This window comes from Rhodospirillaceae bacterium (genome assembly GCA_016712715.1).
Taxonomy (GTDB): Bacteria; Pseudomonadota; Alphaproteobacteria; order Dongiales; family Dongiaceae; genus Dongia.
In genome coordinates, this window is the sequence record JADJQM010000003.1 from 933123 (window position 1) to 949309 (window position 16187).

The 16187-nt window shown below is 57.9% G+C and carries 13 protein-coding genes and 1 pseudogene; 2 read left to right on the plus strand and 12 right to left on the minus strand.

Going from position 1 to position 16187, the window contains the following annotated elements; all coding sequences use genetic code 11:
• Positions 1-19: 19 nt before the first annotated feature.
• The 4 genes and pseudogenes from IPK59_22090 to IPK59_22105 form a co-directional block, all read right to left on the minus strand.
• Positions 20-1249 carry an arginine deiminase gene (locus IPK59_22090; GenBank protein ID MBK8161324.1) on the minus strand — a complete coding sequence of 410 codons (1230 nt, stop codon included), beginning with the start codon at positions 1247-1249 and terminating at the stop codon, positions 20-22.
• Positions 1250-1302: 53 nt separating this feature from the next.
• Positions 1303-2780: pseudogene (gene arcD, locus IPK59_22095) on the minus strand (arginine-ornithine antiporter).
• Between the two features lie 846 nt (positions 2781-3626).
• Positions 3627-4940, minus strand: coding sequence for a UDP-glucose/GDP-mannose dehydrogenase family protein (locus IPK59_22100; protein MBK8161325.1), 1314 nt, complete (start codon positions 4938-4940; stop codon positions 3627-3629).
• An 81-nt stretch (positions 4941-5021) separates the two neighbouring features.
• A complete protein-coding gene (locus IPK59_22105) occupies positions 5022-6581 on the minus strand; it encodes an exopolysaccharide biosynthesis polyprenyl glycosylphosphotransferase (GenBank protein ID MBK8161326.1) in 1560 nt (519 codons plus the stop codon).
• Positions 6582-6908: 327 nt separating this feature from the next.
• Between IPK59_22105 and IPK59_22110 the strand changes: the two genes are divergently transcribed.
• Together IPK59_22110 and IPK59_22115 are read left to right on the plus strand one after the other, a co-directional pair.
• Complete coding sequence (locus tag IPK59_22110) at positions 6909-7601, plus strand: polysaccharide export protein (GenBank protein MBK8161327.1); 693 nt, start codon at positions 6909-6911, stop codon at positions 7599-7601.
• Positions 7601-8824 (plus strand): outer membrane beta-barrel protein, encoded by a 1224-nt coding sequence (locus IPK59_22115; protein ID MBK8161328.1) that lies wholly within the window; start codon positions 7601-7603, stop codon positions 8822-8824. Before IPK59_22110 ends, IPK59_22115 begins: the two co-directional genes overlap by 1 nt.
• A 9-nt stretch (positions 8825-8833) precedes the next feature.
• Here IPK59_22115 and IPK59_22120 read toward each other — a convergent pair whose 3' ends face one another.
• The 8 genes from IPK59_22120 to IPK59_22155 form a co-directional block, all read right to left on the minus strand.
• Positions 8834-9382 carry a hypothetical protein gene (locus IPK59_22120; GenBank protein ID MBK8161329.1) on the minus strand — a complete coding sequence of 183 codons (549 nt, stop codon included), beginning with the start codon at positions 9380-9382 and terminating at the stop codon, positions 8834-8836.
• Positions 9379-10731, minus strand: a complete 1353-nt coding sequence (locus tag IPK59_22125; protein ID MBK8161330.1) for an acyltransferase — start codon at positions 10729-10731, stop codon at positions 9379-9381. The genes IPK59_22120 and IPK59_22125 overlap by 4 nt, the downstream gene beginning before the upstream one ends.
• Positions 10732-10791: 60 nt before the next feature.
• Positions 10792-11964 carry a glycosyltransferase gene (locus IPK59_22130; GenBank protein ID MBK8161331.1) on the minus strand — a complete coding sequence of 391 codons (1173 nt, stop codon included), beginning with the start codon at positions 11962-11964 and terminating at the stop codon, positions 10792-10794.
• A gap of 1 nt (position 11965) precedes the next feature.
• Entirely contained in the window at positions 11966-12385 is a 420-nt protein-coding gene (locus IPK59_22135) for a polysaccharide pyruvyl transferase family protein (protein MBK8161332.1), read from the minus strand.
• Between the two features lie 81 nt (positions 12386-12466).
• Positions 12467-13252 carry a polysaccharide pyruvyl transferase family protein gene (locus IPK59_22140; GenBank protein MBK8161333.1) on the minus strand — a complete coding sequence of 262 codons (786 nt, stop codon included), beginning with the start codon at positions 13250-13252 and terminating at the stop codon, positions 12467-12469.
• Between the two features lie 37 nt (positions 13253-13289).
• Complete coding sequence (locus tag IPK59_22145) at positions 13290-14801, minus strand: lipopolysaccharide biosynthesis protein (protein ID MBK8161334.1); 1512 nt, start codon at positions 14799-14801, stop codon at positions 13290-13292.
• Between the two features lie 97 nt (positions 14802-14898).
• Positions 14899-15456, minus strand: coding sequence for a glycosyltransferase (locus IPK59_22150; protein ID MBK8161335.1), 558 nt, complete (start codon positions 15454-15456; stop codon positions 14899-14901).
• Positions 15339-16124 carry a glycosyltransferase gene (locus IPK59_22155; GenBank protein MBK8161336.1) on the minus strand — a complete coding sequence of 262 codons (786 nt, stop codon included), beginning with the start codon at positions 16122-16124 and terminating at the stop codon, positions 15339-15341. The genes IPK59_22150 and IPK59_22155 overlap by 118 nt, the downstream gene beginning before the upstream one ends.
• Between the last annotated feature and the right edge of the window lie 63 nt (positions 16125-16187).

Genomic DNA, 16187 nt, shown 5'->3' on the forward strand with positions numbered 1-16187 from the left:
GAACGGGTTCAGCAGGAAGTCAGTAGGCGGGCTCGCGCCAGATCGGGCAAGTCATGCAATGGCCACCGCCACGCCCGCGACCGAGCTCCGCACCTCGGATGGTGATCACCTCGACGCCCGCCTTGCGCAGCAACGTGTTGGTATAGACGTTGCGGTCATAGGCGACGACCACGCCCGGCTCCAAGGCCACGACATTGTTGCCGTCATCCCACTGCTCACGCTCCGCCTCAAAGCTGTCGCCGCCGGTGCCCACCACCCGCAGTTCCTTGAGGCCCAACGCCTCGCGCACCACTTCCAGCATCTGCTTCGGCTCAGGGCTTACCTTGAAGCCAACCTCATTGTTCTCAGGGTAGATGCTGTAGCAGCGGATCTGGTCCACCACCTCGCGGAACACGGTGACAAGATCGCGGTCGCAGAAGCTGAAGACGGTGTCGAGATGCATCGCGGCACGGCTTTTCGGCAACAGGCAGGCAATGACCCGGGTCGCCGCATTGTGCTTGAACAATTGCTGGGCGACCTGCCCCACCGCCTGGTGCGTCGTGCGCTCGCCCATGCCGATGAGCACGATGCCCTTGCCGATCGGCATGACGTCGCCGCCTTCCATCGAAGCGCCGGTGAACGGCTCGTCGGAATCGCCCCACCAGATCTTGAAATCGGCATCCTTGAAGAAGGGGTGGAATTTGTAGACCGCGCGCTGCAGCAGCGTCTCCGGCTGGCGTGCCGGCCAGTACATCGGGTTGACGGTGACGCCACCATAGATCCAGCAGGAGGAGTCGCGCTGGAACAAGGTGTTGGGAATCGGCGGCAGGATGAAATCGCTGACCCCGAAGGCCTCGACCATCATCTTGCGCGTGGCACTATCCGGCAGGTCCGAGACCGCGATGCCGCCGATGAGGTGCGTCGCCAGCAGTTGTGGATCCATCTCGTCCAGCCAGGGTCGAATAATGCCGCTGATGGCGACGCCGACCGAATGCACCGTCACGCGACGGTCGAGCACAAAGTTCCGCGCCACTTTATCCGCGAGCGTGGTCGCCAGCATCTCATGGAGTTCCAGCACCTCGATGCCGCGCTCCTGCATCTTGAGCGTGAAGTCGTAATGATCCCTCTGCGCCTCATGCACCCAGATGACATCGTCATAGAGAAGTTCGTGGCAGTTTGCCGGCGTGAGGCGCTGATGCGCCAGGGACGGCTTGCACACCATCACGGTCCGCAGCTTGCCCACTTCCGAATGAACGCCCAATGTCCGCATGGCTCATCACTCCCGATTGGGGCGGGTCGGCGCTGCCGTCCGCCGAATTCCTGTCACAAAGGGCTGATTGTCCCGATCCACATCAGCCAGGCAGCAACAATTGCCAGCACGCCGATGACGATGGCGATCAGCAGCTCCCCGCCGGTGAAGGCTTTGACACCCTGTTCGTGTCGCGCCTTGGCATAAACGAGGATGCCGGGTGCGAAAAGCACGGTGCACATCAGGAGGTAGGTGAGCCCGGCAGCATAGATCAGCCACAGGCCGTAGAGGGTCGCGAGCAGGCCGACGATGAGGTCGCGGCTGCGATTCCCCTTGCCGTCGGCATAGCCCTCGCCGGTCACGGCAAGTTTCAGGGCATATCCCCCTGACAGCACATAGGGCGGCAGGATGGCGACCGACGCGATGAAGTAGAAGAATTGATAGGCACTCTGCGAAAACAGGCTGAGTACAAGGAAACCCTGAACGAGCAAATTGGTTGCCCACAGCGAATTGGCCGGCACGCCATTGCGGCTCTCGATGCCGAACCATTTTGGAAAGGTCCCATCCTGGCCGCAGCTATAGGGAATCTCGGCAGAAAGCAGTGTCCAGGACAGGAAGGCCCCACCGACAGAAAGAATGAGGCCGAGATTGATGAGTGCGGCTCCCCAGGGACCGACCAGTGTCTCGAACACGCCGGCCACGGAAGGCACTTTGAGACCGCTCAGCTCCGGCTGGATCATGATGCCCGCCGCCAGGATCGACACCAGCACATAGATGCCGAGCACGCCGAAAAAGCCGATGACCGTCGCCCGCCCGACATCAGAGCGCTTGGCGGCCCGGGCCGAATAGACGCTGGCGCCCTCGATGCCGATGAACACCCACAGGGTCACCAGCATGGTGCCCTTGACCTGCTCCAGGAGCGAGCCCAGATCAGCCGCCCCGTCGACACCGCCGCGGCCCCAGAAGTCGAAGGTGATCTTGTCGAGATTGAAGCTGACGATCGCTACCAGCACGAACAGCATCAGCGGCACCAGCTTGGGCAGCGTCGTCACAACATTGATGAAGGCAGCCTGCTTGATACCCTTCAGCACCAGGAGATGGACCAGCCACAGGCACAAGGAGGCGCCGATGATCGAGGGCAAATTGTTGCCGCCGCCGAAGATCGGAAAGAAATAGGATAGAGCCGAGAAGATGGCGACGGCATAGGCGACGTTGCCGAGAAAAGCACTCAGCCAATAGCCCCAGGCGCTGTTGAATCCGATATAGGTGCCAAAGCCCGCGCGGGCATAGGCATAGGGGCCAGCGTTGAGCGCGGGTTTCCGTACGGCAAGGCTCTGATAGACGAAGGCCAGCATCAGCATGCCGAATCCGGTCACCAGCCAGCCGATGATGATGGCGCCGGGCGAGGCGCCCCCGCCATGTCGGAGGGGAGGTTGAACACTCCACTGCCGATCATCGAGCCGACGACGAGAGCGATGAGCGGCAGCAAGGTCAACTTGCCTGACCGTGGCGGCTGGACAGCCTCGACTTCCGTGGTGCTCGCAACGCTCATGATATTTCTCCCCATCCGGCTGGTTCAGGCCAGTATGCTTGATCAAAGTACTCCCGCGCGGGGCGCAAGGGAGGGGTCGTTACCGCAACGTACCGCCGCTCTTCGCCTGTGCGCCGCCCCGATTTGAGACACCCATGGCCTCAGAACGTCTCTGGCACATTCTTGGAAACATATTGCGGGTCCCAATAGCCCTTTGCAGGCTGCCGTTTGGGCAGGCTGATCTTCTGGCGTTTCGCCTCATCATAGGGCACCAGGCTCAGTAGATGCGTGATGAAATTGAGACTCCCCCGTCTAGTATCGCGGGCTGTGCCACATACCAGGGGGCCGAGAAAGTACCGGTCGCCTGGAACATCTCATCCCGGGCGCGCGAGTAGTCCTACCAACGGCTTTATGATTTGAGGTCCATCGGCGACAGCTGGGGGGTAGCCTTCCTTTGCGACCTGCAAGCCCTCAATTCGCCTTGTCCCTGCCGCCTTTGCCAACTGATCACCTCGCCGCTCTACTCGCCTCCGGGGGCCTTCCCTGCGCCGTCCTGCTGGTCAGCGACCTGATGACGATCCCACGCACGGCGAGGCTTGGTGTCATCCAGGATGCCTTCAAGGAACACGGCGTTCAGATCATGTCGCCGCAATTCTATGAACAGCCGCCGCAGCCCCTCATCCCCGGTACAAGAGACCCGATAATCGCCGCCCCCATGGCTGAGAACCATAGTTCTCTAGGCCAGACCCTTCAATGCATTGCCCGGGGGTCTACGTTGTAGCAGTCAACCTCTGAGCTGATCTCTAGCACATAAGATGTCACTGTCGTTACAGGAAAGGACGGCTGGCGCCTTCCTTGGAACGACCGTCAATTAACCTGCGGTCGTCCCAGGCTGACATAGCGATATCCACACTGTGCCATTTCGGCAAGCTGATAGATGTTGCGCAAATCCACCACATTGGGGGCTTTCATGAGACCCTTCATGCGCTTGAGATCAAGCGCCCGATAGCTGTTCCATTCGGTCAGGATAACCAGCACATCGGCACCTGCCATAGTGTCATAGGCATCTTCGCAGTAGCGGATGCCCGGCATGTGCTTTCGCGCTTCTTCGATGCCAACTGGATCATGCGCCTGGACGGTGGCCCCGCGCGCCACCAGCTCCGGCACGATAACCAGACTGGGCGCATCCCGCATATCGTCGGTGTTCGGCTTGAAGGTCAACCCAAGCACCGCGACCGTCTTCCCTGAGAGGCCGCCATCGACGGCCATTTCGACCCGATCGGTCATCTGATGTTTTCGGGCATCGTTGAAGCTGACAGTTGCTTCAACCAGCGACAGAGGTGCGTTGACGTCCCGCGCGGTCTTCATCAACGCCAATGTATCTTTCGGAAAGCAGGAGCCGCCATAGCCGGGGCCAGGATGAAGGAATTTTGGACCGATACGACCATCGAGACCCATGCCGCGCGAGACGTCATGAACATCTGCGCCCACCTTGTCGCACAGATCGGCGATTTGATTGATGAAGGAGATCTTCATCGCCAAAAACGCGTTGCTGGTGTATTTGATCAGCTCTGCTGTCTCTAGGCTCGTGAACAGGATGGGAGTCTCGATCAGGAAAAGTGGCCGGTACAGCTGCTTCATGACGGAGCGCGCCTTCTCCGTCTCGCACCCGATGACGACCCGGTCCGGACGCATGAAATCATTGATCGCAGCGCCTTCCCTGAGGAATTCCGGATTCGATACCACATCGAATTGCGCAGCCGGATTGGCGGCTTTCATGATCTCAGCAACCTTTCGCCCGGTTCCAACCGGGACCGTCGATTTTGTGACAACGACGGTATAGCCTGTGATCCGTTTTGCAATCATTTCAGCTGCGGCATAGACATAAGTTAGGTCGGCATGGCCGTCACCTCGGCGACTTGGTGTTCCGACTGCGATGAAGACGACATCTGCATTCGCGACAGCTGCATCGAGGTCTGTTGTGAAAGCCAAACGCCCTCGATCGACGTTGGTCTTTACCAACCCGTCCAACTCGGGCTCATAAATGGGAATTCTGCCTTCTTGCAGCTGGGAGATTTTCTGCCGATCCTGATCGACGCAGACGACGTCAAAGCCAAACTCCGAGAAACAGGCGCCGGAAACGAGCCCGACATAACCGGTGCCGATAACGGCAATCTTCATAATACCCTCATGACTTTTGAAGTTATTGCTTCAGCATGAGGCACTTTTGGCGAAATCGGCCGACCGCACTCACACCCTTGATCAAAACGCGTTTCTTGGCCTTATCAATTCAACGACTGTCAAAATGAGTATCTGGATATCAAAGAAGAAAGACCAGTTGTCGATGTAATAGATGTCATGCTGGACGCGCGCCTCAAGTGCGGATGGCACGTCGATAGCACCGCGCAGGCCGCGGACCTGTGCCCAACCGGTAATGCCCGGCTTCATGCGATGACGGACGGCGTAGCCACGCACGATCTCATCACATAAATGATTGCCGACCTGCATGCCGAGCGCATGGGGGCGCGGTCCTACGAGAGACATGTCGCCGCGCAGAACATTCAGAAGCTGCGGCAGTTCATCAACACTTGTACGTCTCAGCCAGGCACCAACTCTGGTTACGCGGGCATCGTTCCGCTTTGTCTGCTGCCGGGCGCCAATATCCGCGCAATCGACATACATCGACCTGAATTTGAGGACGTCAAACTGGTTGTTATTGAACCCCATGCGCGGCTGGCGAAACCAGATCGGCCCCGGGCTATCTATCTTCATCGCGATGGCTGCCACGGCAAATATCGGTGCCAACAGGATCAATCCACCAAGCGCAGCTGTGAAGTCGAAGCAGCGCTTTATCAGGATATCGATGTCCGACAATGGTCTGCGGCAGATACTGAGGATCGGCGGATGCACGCCACGTATTACCTGCTTGTCAATTCGAACGCCGACAAGCTCAGGCACCAGCGCGACATCAACAAGGAGATGCTGCAATCGGTGCAACAGGTGCAAAATTCGCGCCTCGGCATGCATCGGCAAGGCTACCAGGACCTTGTCTATCGTTGGCGTGTTTTGCACGAGCGCGATCAGATGTTCAATTCCGCCGTCGACAGGGATGCCATGGATTTGGTCCGGGACCCGCTGTACGCGATCGTCGAAGACGCCACGAACTTGTACAGAATCCGCATAATCATCGCGAATGACCTGCATCAAGCGTTGGCCAATGGTGTCTGCGCCGAACAGCACCACATTGGTGCACAGCTGCCCGGATGCTTGCAGGCGTCTGAGAAAGCCGTAGATGGCCGCCCGCTCGATGCCGACGGAGGCCGACGCCAAGGCCACAAGACAGACCTCCGGAATGAGGTCTCGTGCCGACAGGCTCTCACCAACCGATAGAATGCCATGATCGAGAAGGGTGCTCACGCCGCAGGAAAACAATATAGCAAGGCCAGTCAAGATCGTCGGTTTGACGATGAACTTCACTCGCGTGGTTTTGGAAATGCGCGAGAGGTTATCGCCCTTGTAGGACTGCGCGAAGGCGTGCCCCAGGAACACACTCAACAGGCTGATAACAAAGAAATACGGGAGGTTGGTGGAAAGCAGCTTGGCATCCACATACGTCATCACGGACGCGACCGCAGCGATCGAACTCAGCACAACGCTGATGTCACAAATCGCGAGCAGGACACCTCCAAGATTTGGATCGCGCGGGATCAGACGGCTGCGATTTAACGGAAGCGGCCGCGGTTCGTGCGTTTTACCCGAAAATGCTGGTTCGAGACGTCGTTTCGGCGTAGAGTGCAATTGCAGCATTGCGGTACCTGACATTCCAAATACTCAAAATTAAGTATCCAAGTTTCGGCAACGACGGCATCTTGACGACGCAAGAATGTTTGTGCTGCAGCGAAGGAAAGCACCAGTCTTAGGGACGATGCTCCTGTCTTGGGACGCGCTATCTCGGACCTTACCGTACGACTCACTATCTGGAGCAGGGTCGGAATCTACTTAGGCGGAAGCAGGCATTTCACCCGACTATGCACATGCTTGCTGGCGACATGTGCGATCTCGTGAAGACACTACTCATACCGATTGACTGAGGCACGTGTTTCCGGCCCGGCAAGCTGAGCAGATAGCAGTGCACGTCGAGATGATAGTTTGCTTGCCCATGATATCGGCGATACCTTGGCGACGATTGTCGACACATCATCGACCCACAACAAAGACCGAGACGCGGTCAAGAAGGCTCCAATGTCAACCAGGCTAACGACACTTATGATCGCGGTGATTTCCTTCATGGCAGCCGGCATTCTCTCCAGCTGGGCTGACGAAGAGGCCTATCACATCAACGGGGGAGATCTCCTTCACATTTCTGTCTATGGCGAACAGAATTTGAATGAGGATGTGACCGTGCAGCCGGATGGCTGGATTTCCTTTCCCCTGGTCGGCAACATGAAGGCTCTCGGCCTTACCATGCAGGAGCTTCAAACGAGGGTCGCAGACAGCCTCCGCAAGAGTCAGTATTTTCCGAACCTGACCGACAGCGAAGTTACCGTCTCCATGCGCAAAGCCAGTGGCAATTCGATCTCGGTGGTGGGCCAGGTTAAACAGCCCGGCACATTTGCCTTCGATACCCGACTGGACGTCATGCAGGCCCTCAGCATGGCTGGTGGATTGACGCCTTTCGCCGACAAGGACGAAATCAAAATTCTCAGGCGCGATACCACGGGCAAGCAGACGGCTATACTGTTTGACTATTCCGTTATTGAGGACGGCGAGAAACTCGACAGCAATATACTGCTGCAAAGTGGAGACGTCGTCGTGGTTCCGCAGGGCGGGTTCGGTTTCTAGTGGAACGGCCGCCCGGATATGTTGCGCTACCCAAACCTGGCGTCATTCTTGGAGTAGTTGCCGGGCTGACATCGCTCTGTTTCTGCAGCGCCAGTGAGGCCCAGGAATGGAAACTGGACACGGGTCTGACGCAGCAGGTTCTTTACGGCGACAATCTGTTGTTGGGGCGGGAGAGCGAGATCAGTGACTTCGCTTCTGTCACCACGCCGGCCTTGCGGCTGCAACGGACGTCCCCGACATTCGATTTTAGTCTCGATGGACAGTTTGAGTTTTCCGAGTACCTGGATCACACGGATTTCAACTCGCAAGACCAGTCGTTGCGCCTGAAGACAAGCAAGGCCCTTACCGACCGTAGCTCCCTCGGCGTCAGTGGCAGCTTCATCCGCGACACCAACCTGACCTCCGATATGGATGAGACCGGAAAATTCGTCGATGAGCCGGTCCATTATACTTCGTGGGATGTTCACCCTAGCTGGACCTATCTTCTTTCCCCCGTCGATCAGGTCGTGCTGGGTGGGCTTTATCGATCGGTAACCTATGATGGGTCGGAAAAGACCGACTATAGATACTTCGGGTCGACCGTCGATTACGGCCACAAGCTCAGTGAAGTCGACCGGCTTACCGCCAATTTCAGCTATTTTCACTTCGATCCCGACAGCACGAATGACCAGGCCTCCGACACACTGAGTGCGTTGGCGGGATACGCCTACGCCCCGTCGGAACGGCTGGCGGTCAGTGGCTCGGTTGGCCTCGGCTACAGCCTGGAAGACCAGGGCGCCACCGACACGAACAATGATGGGGGCCTTGGATACCGGCTGAAGTTCAATGCCAAGTATCAACTCGCCGATCAAACCGCGCTGAAGATGTCGCTTTCACATGACGCCGAGCCTTCCAGCGACGGCGAACAAGTGACGCGCAACCGCGCCACATTCGGTCTCAATCATCAGTTAACGCCCTATACAGCGTTCGCACTCGATGTCGACTATGTAGACAATTATGACTATGCCGGCTTGGAGAGCGATACCCGATCCGACAACAGTGAGTCGCGCTACGCTTCTGTTCGGCCGTCCCCGTCCTGGCTCCTGACAGAAGAGTTGAGCCTCATCGCCGAATACCGCTATCGCTACAAGCTATACGAAGACGGCGGTGATGCGGCCACGTCCAATACCGTGTTCCTGTCCGTCAAATACGCGCTACCAACCTGGGGCTGGGACGGATTTTGACCGATCATCTCACTTGAAGCCACCCCAGGCCTTGACCTTGTCCGCGATGAAGATCGAGCCACCATCGGTAAAGTGCCCGTAGTCAAAAGCCAATGGTGTGCCGGCGTCGTCGGTGGTGCGGCATGTACTATCCGCGCAGATCGCCTGATAAAGCGAGAAGTAGGGAATATTCATGCCGGCCAGCTCGCGACGAAACAGCTCATCCGTTGCTTTCTGTTCGATTCTGCGATTGCCATCGATAAGAGACATATTGTCCTTCAGAATGCTGAGCGCCAGTATCCAGGGTAGATCGTGCTTGTATTCAACCCGTGGCCCGAAAACGATAACATTCTCGCCACCTTCCGTGAGACGCGACAAGGTCACCTTCAGGAAAGGTAGATCTTCCGGCTTCCAGCGTGCCGCCAGGACAATGGTATCGACCCGGTTGTTCGGCAGGAACGTATGGAAAATCATATCCATAAGCTCCCGGCAACGCTTTTCACCTGCCTGCTCTAATACTGGCTTGCATCCTGACGAGGTGGCCTGAAGAAAGTTGATATCCGGATTGACCACTTTCAACCCGGAAACCAGATCCTTGGCCTGACTGTCCCCGATGACAATAAAGTCTTGCTGCGACGGTGACAGTCGGAGGCAATCCTTCGTGTCGAACAGCGCAACGTCATCGTTGCGGGTTGAGAGGAAACAGGTTTGAAGGTGCCCACCCGATTTGTGCCTTGATTGACCACCTCAAGAATGCGCTTTGCGTCCGGCGGCAGGCTCCATACCCGCTCGCTGATTGCTGTCATCATCACGGCTGCAAGGACCAACGCTCCCATGATTCCGCCAGAGGTTAGCAGGACCGAGGCATTGCCGGCCTTCGAGGATGTGCCCCTGCGAAACGGACGCTCGACAAAGTACCACGACGCAGCAGCCGCCAGGAAGCTGAGCGACAGGGCCGCCAGCTTGAACGATCTCGCATCCGTATCCCACATGTACCAGAATCCGGCGAACTTCATGATGACGTTGATGGGCCAGTGCCAGAGGTAGAGCGAATAGGAGATCAGGCCGATAAAGCGCATGGGCGGGATCGCGAGCAAGCGCGTCGAGACCGGTATTGCATGCGTACCGCCATGGATGATCAGCGCGGCACCAATGCATGGCAACAAAGCAGCCGGCCCGGGAAACAGTACGTGCTCCGAGTAGAACAGGACACTGACGGCGATAAGAGTCAATCCTGACGCGACAATTGTTTCCGCCAGCTTGACGTTGCGAACTGCCGGGAAGACGCCGATTGCTAACAGAGCGCCGATCAGCAACTCCCAGGCCCGGGCCTGCAGCAGGTAGAACGCGCCCGATGGGTCCGTCCATAATAGCCAAGTCGACACGGCGAAGGATGCTACCGTGATACCGACAAGCCAGTTTTTCCGCGCCTTGTCGGAGAATCGCGAGATGAGCATAAGCAACAATGGAAAGAAAATGTAGAACTGCTCTTCCACCGCCAGCGACCATGTATGCAGAAGCGGCTGCGTTTCGGCACCTGGCGCGAAATAGTCCGCTGTCAGATAGAAGTGGATGTTCGAGAAGAAGAAAGTCGACGCAATCAGACTGTCTTTGAATTGATCCGTCACATTTGGCAGGCAGAATATCAGAACGAAGGCGGCGCAGACGGCGAACATGAAGAACAGGGCCGGGAAAATCCGGCGTGCTCGACGAACATAGAATTCGACAATGGAGTAGCGGCCTTCCGCAATACTGCCGTAGATCAGCCCGGTGATCAGATAGCCGGATATGACGAAGAAGATGTCGACGCCGACAAACCCGCCTGCAAAGATCCGGCGATCGAATGCCGCCGCATCAAGATGATAGATCACAACAGCGAGGACGGCGATCGCGCGCAGGCCATCAATATCAGCCCGGTATTTCGTCATCTTCCATGCTCCCGGTGGCCGCGACCCTCGGACTTCGACCACCAGACCACACGTAGCCGGTCAACAGTTACCAGCATGCATCCGCTCCGCATGTATGATTTCCCAATAGGCCTCTCTGGCTCGTCCAACACTGAACTGGGCCGCTCGCCGGGTGGCTTTGTGCCCATATGCCTGGCGTCGCTCCGGATCGGCCATGGCCTGCATGGCCGATGCCATGTCGGCCACATGATCGCACGTAACGAGGATCCCATGCTCGGCGAGAACCACGCCTGGCGCGACGGCTTCCCGCGGCATGTCGGCCAGGATTTCGGCCGGGCCCGAACGGCAATTGGTAGATACAACGGGCACACCCAGGGACATCGCTTCAAGCAGGCTGTTCGGAAAGCCCTCGGCATTCGACGGCAGGATGAACGATTGTGCCCGCCGCAGCATGGCAAAGGGGTTGCGCGAAAATCCCGGCAGGTGAACTCGGTCCGTCAGTCCCAGTTCGGCGATCCGCTTGATCAATGACGAGCGTTCCGGTCCTTCGCCCAGAATGAGGAGGTCGGCTTCCGGATTCGCACGGCCATAGGCTTCAATCAGCATACCGAAATTCTTGTTGGCGACGAGCCTTCCCATTGCCATGACATAGGGTCTTGTGACGGGGGGAGGATCACCCATTTTGCTTTGCCGCTCGATCTCGTCGAGGTCGATCGGATTGGCAATAACAACGACCTTCTCTCTGGCAAGGCCGAATGCACGGTGGAGATCCTCGCCGACGCCAGGTGAAACAGCGATGATCCTGCCAGCCCATGGGTAGCAGCGCTTGACCAACATCCGCGCCAGTTTGCCACCCCACCCACTTCCGAGATGGCTTGTCGTATTGACCCTTTCGCTGATTACCACTGGCAACCGCAGAGCGCGCCCAGCAAGGATCGACGCCACGTTCGCACGGGTGAGAAAGCTCACGATGGCCTGCGGTCGCAAACGACGGAGCAGAACAAGCAGCTGCCATGTGCTGCGCCACAGAGCATGTCGCCCGTCCAGCTGGTGCAACGTGATCCAATCCGGCACGCTATAGGCCGATGGCTCGATATCCAGCAGGACGAGATGCAGGTCTCGCGTTGCCGCTTCTGACGATGACGCCTTCAGCAGAGTGCTCATGACCCGCTCTGCTCCACCACCCGCCAGCGAATTGATGACAAAGACGATGCTTGTCCGGCTTTCCGGAAAATCGGGGCGCGCCTTCACCATGTCAGGCCGCCGTCCGCGCTTGGCTGGCGGCCGACCGTAACAGGGGTCCTGCCGACAGGGCCAATTGACGTTCCTTCCCGACTGCGACGAAGAGCTGCTTTCGGCTGCCCGGCAAGGCGTCGATGAAGCCCTGCACCGTCGCTGGAAAATTTTCCGGGTTCACGTCTTCAATGGCCGTGACCCAATCCGCCATGCCGAGGCGCGCAAAGAGTTCCACTGTCTTGAACTCATAGGCAATCGGTAGTACGGGAACGCCCGCTGCCAAGGCCAGAATTGCCATATGCATGCGCGTGGCAATGACAGCGTCGAAACGGTCAAGTTCCCCCAGGAGATCGAGTGGATTGTGAAATTGATGGTCAACAAGAACCCGACCGTCAGCTATCCGGGGGGAAATACAGGCGGCGATTCGGGACGCAACCATCGAATCTTGACCCTGGTATTCCTCTATTCCCTGACAGGTGGAAATAAAGACGATGTCGCAGTCGTATCGTTCTATCAGGAGCTAAGCCGCCTTCGCGACGCCGGAGATATAGCGCTCCATGCCGGCCGCGGATGCGCCGTCACGAAAGAACGGCCAGTCGCGCACCGATATGGCAACCCGACGCACCGGTCCCTGCCGATTCTCTGCGGCTGCCAGCCTTCCCGCCTGGGCCAGGCCAAACACGCAGTCGGCCAGGACGTGGATTTTAGCGGGATCCACGCCCAGCGCCTCGACACTGGATCTTGACCGCGCATCACGCAGGAGGATCAACGGCGCTCTGTCGAAATAGGCCGTCAGCATTTCTCCCATTTGCCGCTTTTCAAACGGCCCCAGTGATTGCGTGTAGAATAGTGGCCGCTTGCCATAGGCCATGGCAACGTCCAGCTCGCGCAATCTCGGCGAAATATCATAGTTGTCGACAAGATAGGTGCCGGCGACCGAGATCACCATGTCGGCATCGGCATAGTGGCGAAAGACGAGACGCATGTCCTTCGAAAGGACGAGACGGGAGATATCCATCCCGCGGCTCAGCATTCCAAGTGCAATTGCCACGCGGAGCCGCGAGATACGTCGCCCTAAGCGTGTCAGGAGCCGCGATGCACGCCCACCTGTTGCGCGTGGCTGGATACTGATCAGCTGGCTGATCTCCAATTCCGGGTAGTACCTCCGCGTCGTCGTCGCCATCGAATCGAGCACATTGACTACCGTGTCCTGGCCGAAGGTGTGGCGCAGCATTTCGATCATCGCAAACACGATGGCCGCATCGCCACCATTGACCAAGGTGGTATTCGTGATGATGACTTTCATACCGACCCGGAGCGGTTTGTGATTTTCAGATCGCAAGTCATATACGGGTACCGCCCTTGTTCAATGAAGCCAACGCCAATTGCGCCATTACGAGAGAGTCCTTCATCATCGCCCGCCCCGATGGCAGTGCGGCCAACGCACCGGCCGTAACAGGCAAGGCGACTACCGCGGCCACGGTCAGCAACAGGAATGGCTGGTCGTGAAAGAAAGCACTCGATTTCAGTCCGAGATAGGTCGCAGCAAGAACACTGCCCGAGCAGACCGTTGGCACAAGCAGCCTGTACTGGTCGGCGGTGGTGACCGATCCCCGCCTTCCAACCAGCCAAAGCGTCAGCGGCGTTCGGAGAATGAGCCCGCAGACCGCGTAGGATGCGGCCACACCGACAGGTCCGAAAGGCAGACCGACGATGAACGAAAGGACGGACAGGCCCGAATTGATGAGGCTGTTGCGCAGCATTTCACCGGACCTGTTCTGCGAAATCAGCAGGCAGTTCGTCGTGAAAGCCAGCGGCTGATAGATCATGGCGATACCGAGCCAGGCGACAACCGGCGCGGCGGCCATCCAGTTTGGTCCCAATGCAACGCGGACGATCGTCTCAGGCAATACCAACATCAGGCAGCTGAGCGGCATCGCTAGCATGACGATCTTTTCAGTCACACGCAGATAGACGGTACGATATGAGACGGGCTCATCGCTAAGCCGACTGAGCAGGGGAAGCATGACACTGTTAATGGGCATGCCGATCTGCTGCATCGGCAGCATCAGCAGTTTATAGGCTTGGTCATAGAAGCCCAGGGCCAGTTCGCCCCATTGCCATCCGATCAGGATGTTGTCGGTATTGCGGGATAGATAGGTCGCCAACTGAGATCCCGTGACATGCCCGGCGACGCCGATCAGCGACCGAATTTCTGTCCCGCGCCTAAATCGGCTCGGCCGCCAGGCGCTGGCAACCCAGCAGCCAAGTCCCAGCAGGGCTTGTTGAACAAGGCGCATGATAACGAGCGCCCAGATCCCGTACCCCAGGAAGGCCGCCGTGACTCCGGCGACTAGTGTGAACAGCGACGAGACAATTCGAATGATGGCGATCGCACCAAACCTCATGTCCCGGCGCAACAATGCGTCCTGCATCGCCCCTGTTGTCCCAATCAGAAAGCCGCTCGCCAGGACGCTGATAACGAGCGTCAGGTCCGGCTGGCTGTAGAACCACGCGATCGCCGGTGCGGCAGCGACTGTCAGTGCGGTGAGGGTCAGACCAAAGGCGACATTCATCCAGTAGAGTGCCGAGAGTTGATCCTGCGACAGCACTTTCCTCTGCAGGACAGGCGTCGTCAGGCCGAAATCCCGGAACATCATGATGAAATTGGACACGGTGGCGGCCATCGCCATGATGCCGAATAAACTCGGCGGCAAAAGGCGAGCGAGAATGGCTATGCCGACAAAATTTGTGCCGAAGACGACGCTCTGGGAGACAAGCATCAGCATAGCGCCCCGAGCGCTGGACGCGCCAAGTCGCATTCTGGGCTGACTGTCTTCTTTTTGCATCTTCATCCTGGGCGTTTTCAGTACTATCCAGATGCCGCGTTCATATCGGACGCAGAATTGCGCCAGGCACGGCCGCGTGCGTCCTGGGTTGCATCACGGATATTCACGTCGCCTGTGGCATCAAGGCGCGATAGAGGTCCGACAGCCGCATGCCGAGAGAACGCCGATTGAACTGCGCCACGACTTTGCGCCTCCCCGCATGGCCATACTCCGCACGCAATTGCTGCTGATCAATCAGGCGCTCCACGGCAGCCGCCAACGCCGGCACATCCCGCTCCGGCGTCAACAGACCGCTAATCCCGTCTTCCACGAGTTCAGGAATGCCGCTATGTCGCGTGCTGATGACCGGTACACTTCGCGCCATCGCCTCCATGAGGGAAACCGGTATTCCCTCCATGTCACCGCTTTTCGACGTAATGCTTGGCAGAATGAAAATCGCCGCCTTGTCGAGCAGGGCCAAAGCGTCGCTATGTGCCAGCGAGCCATGAAAATGAACGACATCGTGAAGGTCGAGAGCGGACACTTCGGCCTCGATCTCGGATCTTAGCGGCCCGTCCCCGACAATGTTGAGCATGAATGATAGGTCCGGACGGCGCGCGCGCAGCAATGCCAACGCTCGCAGCGAATATGAATAGCCCTTCTTTTCGACAAATCGACCGATGGAGACAAGGCGAAGGACAGCCTCTTGCGGTGGCCTGAACTCCTCGTCGCTTGTCGGGCCGCATTCGACCCCATATGGTGAACCACGATGCGCCCGGGATCACATCCCAGTTCGCGGAGACTATGTGCCCAATAGTCGCTGATCGGCAGAAACAGGTCGCCATGTGCGAACAATTCCGCGTAGTGATGCCTGCCCCGCCGGGCGATGGTTGAAGAGATATCAAAACCATGAAACGTCGTTACAATCCGTGCCCGCAGGATACCCAGGTGCCGAAGGACTGCGGCATATCGACCTTGGCGTCCAAAATGGCAGTGCAGGATGTCAATCCGTCCGGCGCGCTCGATATCGCGCAGCCGATAAGCGAGTGCCAGGATTGTCATGCGCTCGACCATGCTTCCATAGCCATGGCCTAGCACAACGCGCCAAAGAACCGGCTTGGCCAGCATTGACAGCGCGCCGAGACCGATCAGTTCGAGGAGATAGGCCCAGCGCCGTTTCGTTAAGACGTCGATGACGTCAAGATCCATGCCGGCCATGTTCGCATAGGCGAGGTTCCTGACATTGGCACGGCGCAGAGAGATCACCGTAACGTCAACGCGATTCCTGACATGTTCCTTGATTTCATCGAGAACGAATGTCTCTGAAAGTTTGGGAAATTCGCCAACCAAATATCCGATTCTCAATAACTGATGCCTTCAAAATGGTTCCGTGACGCCGAACCAGGGTGTTGC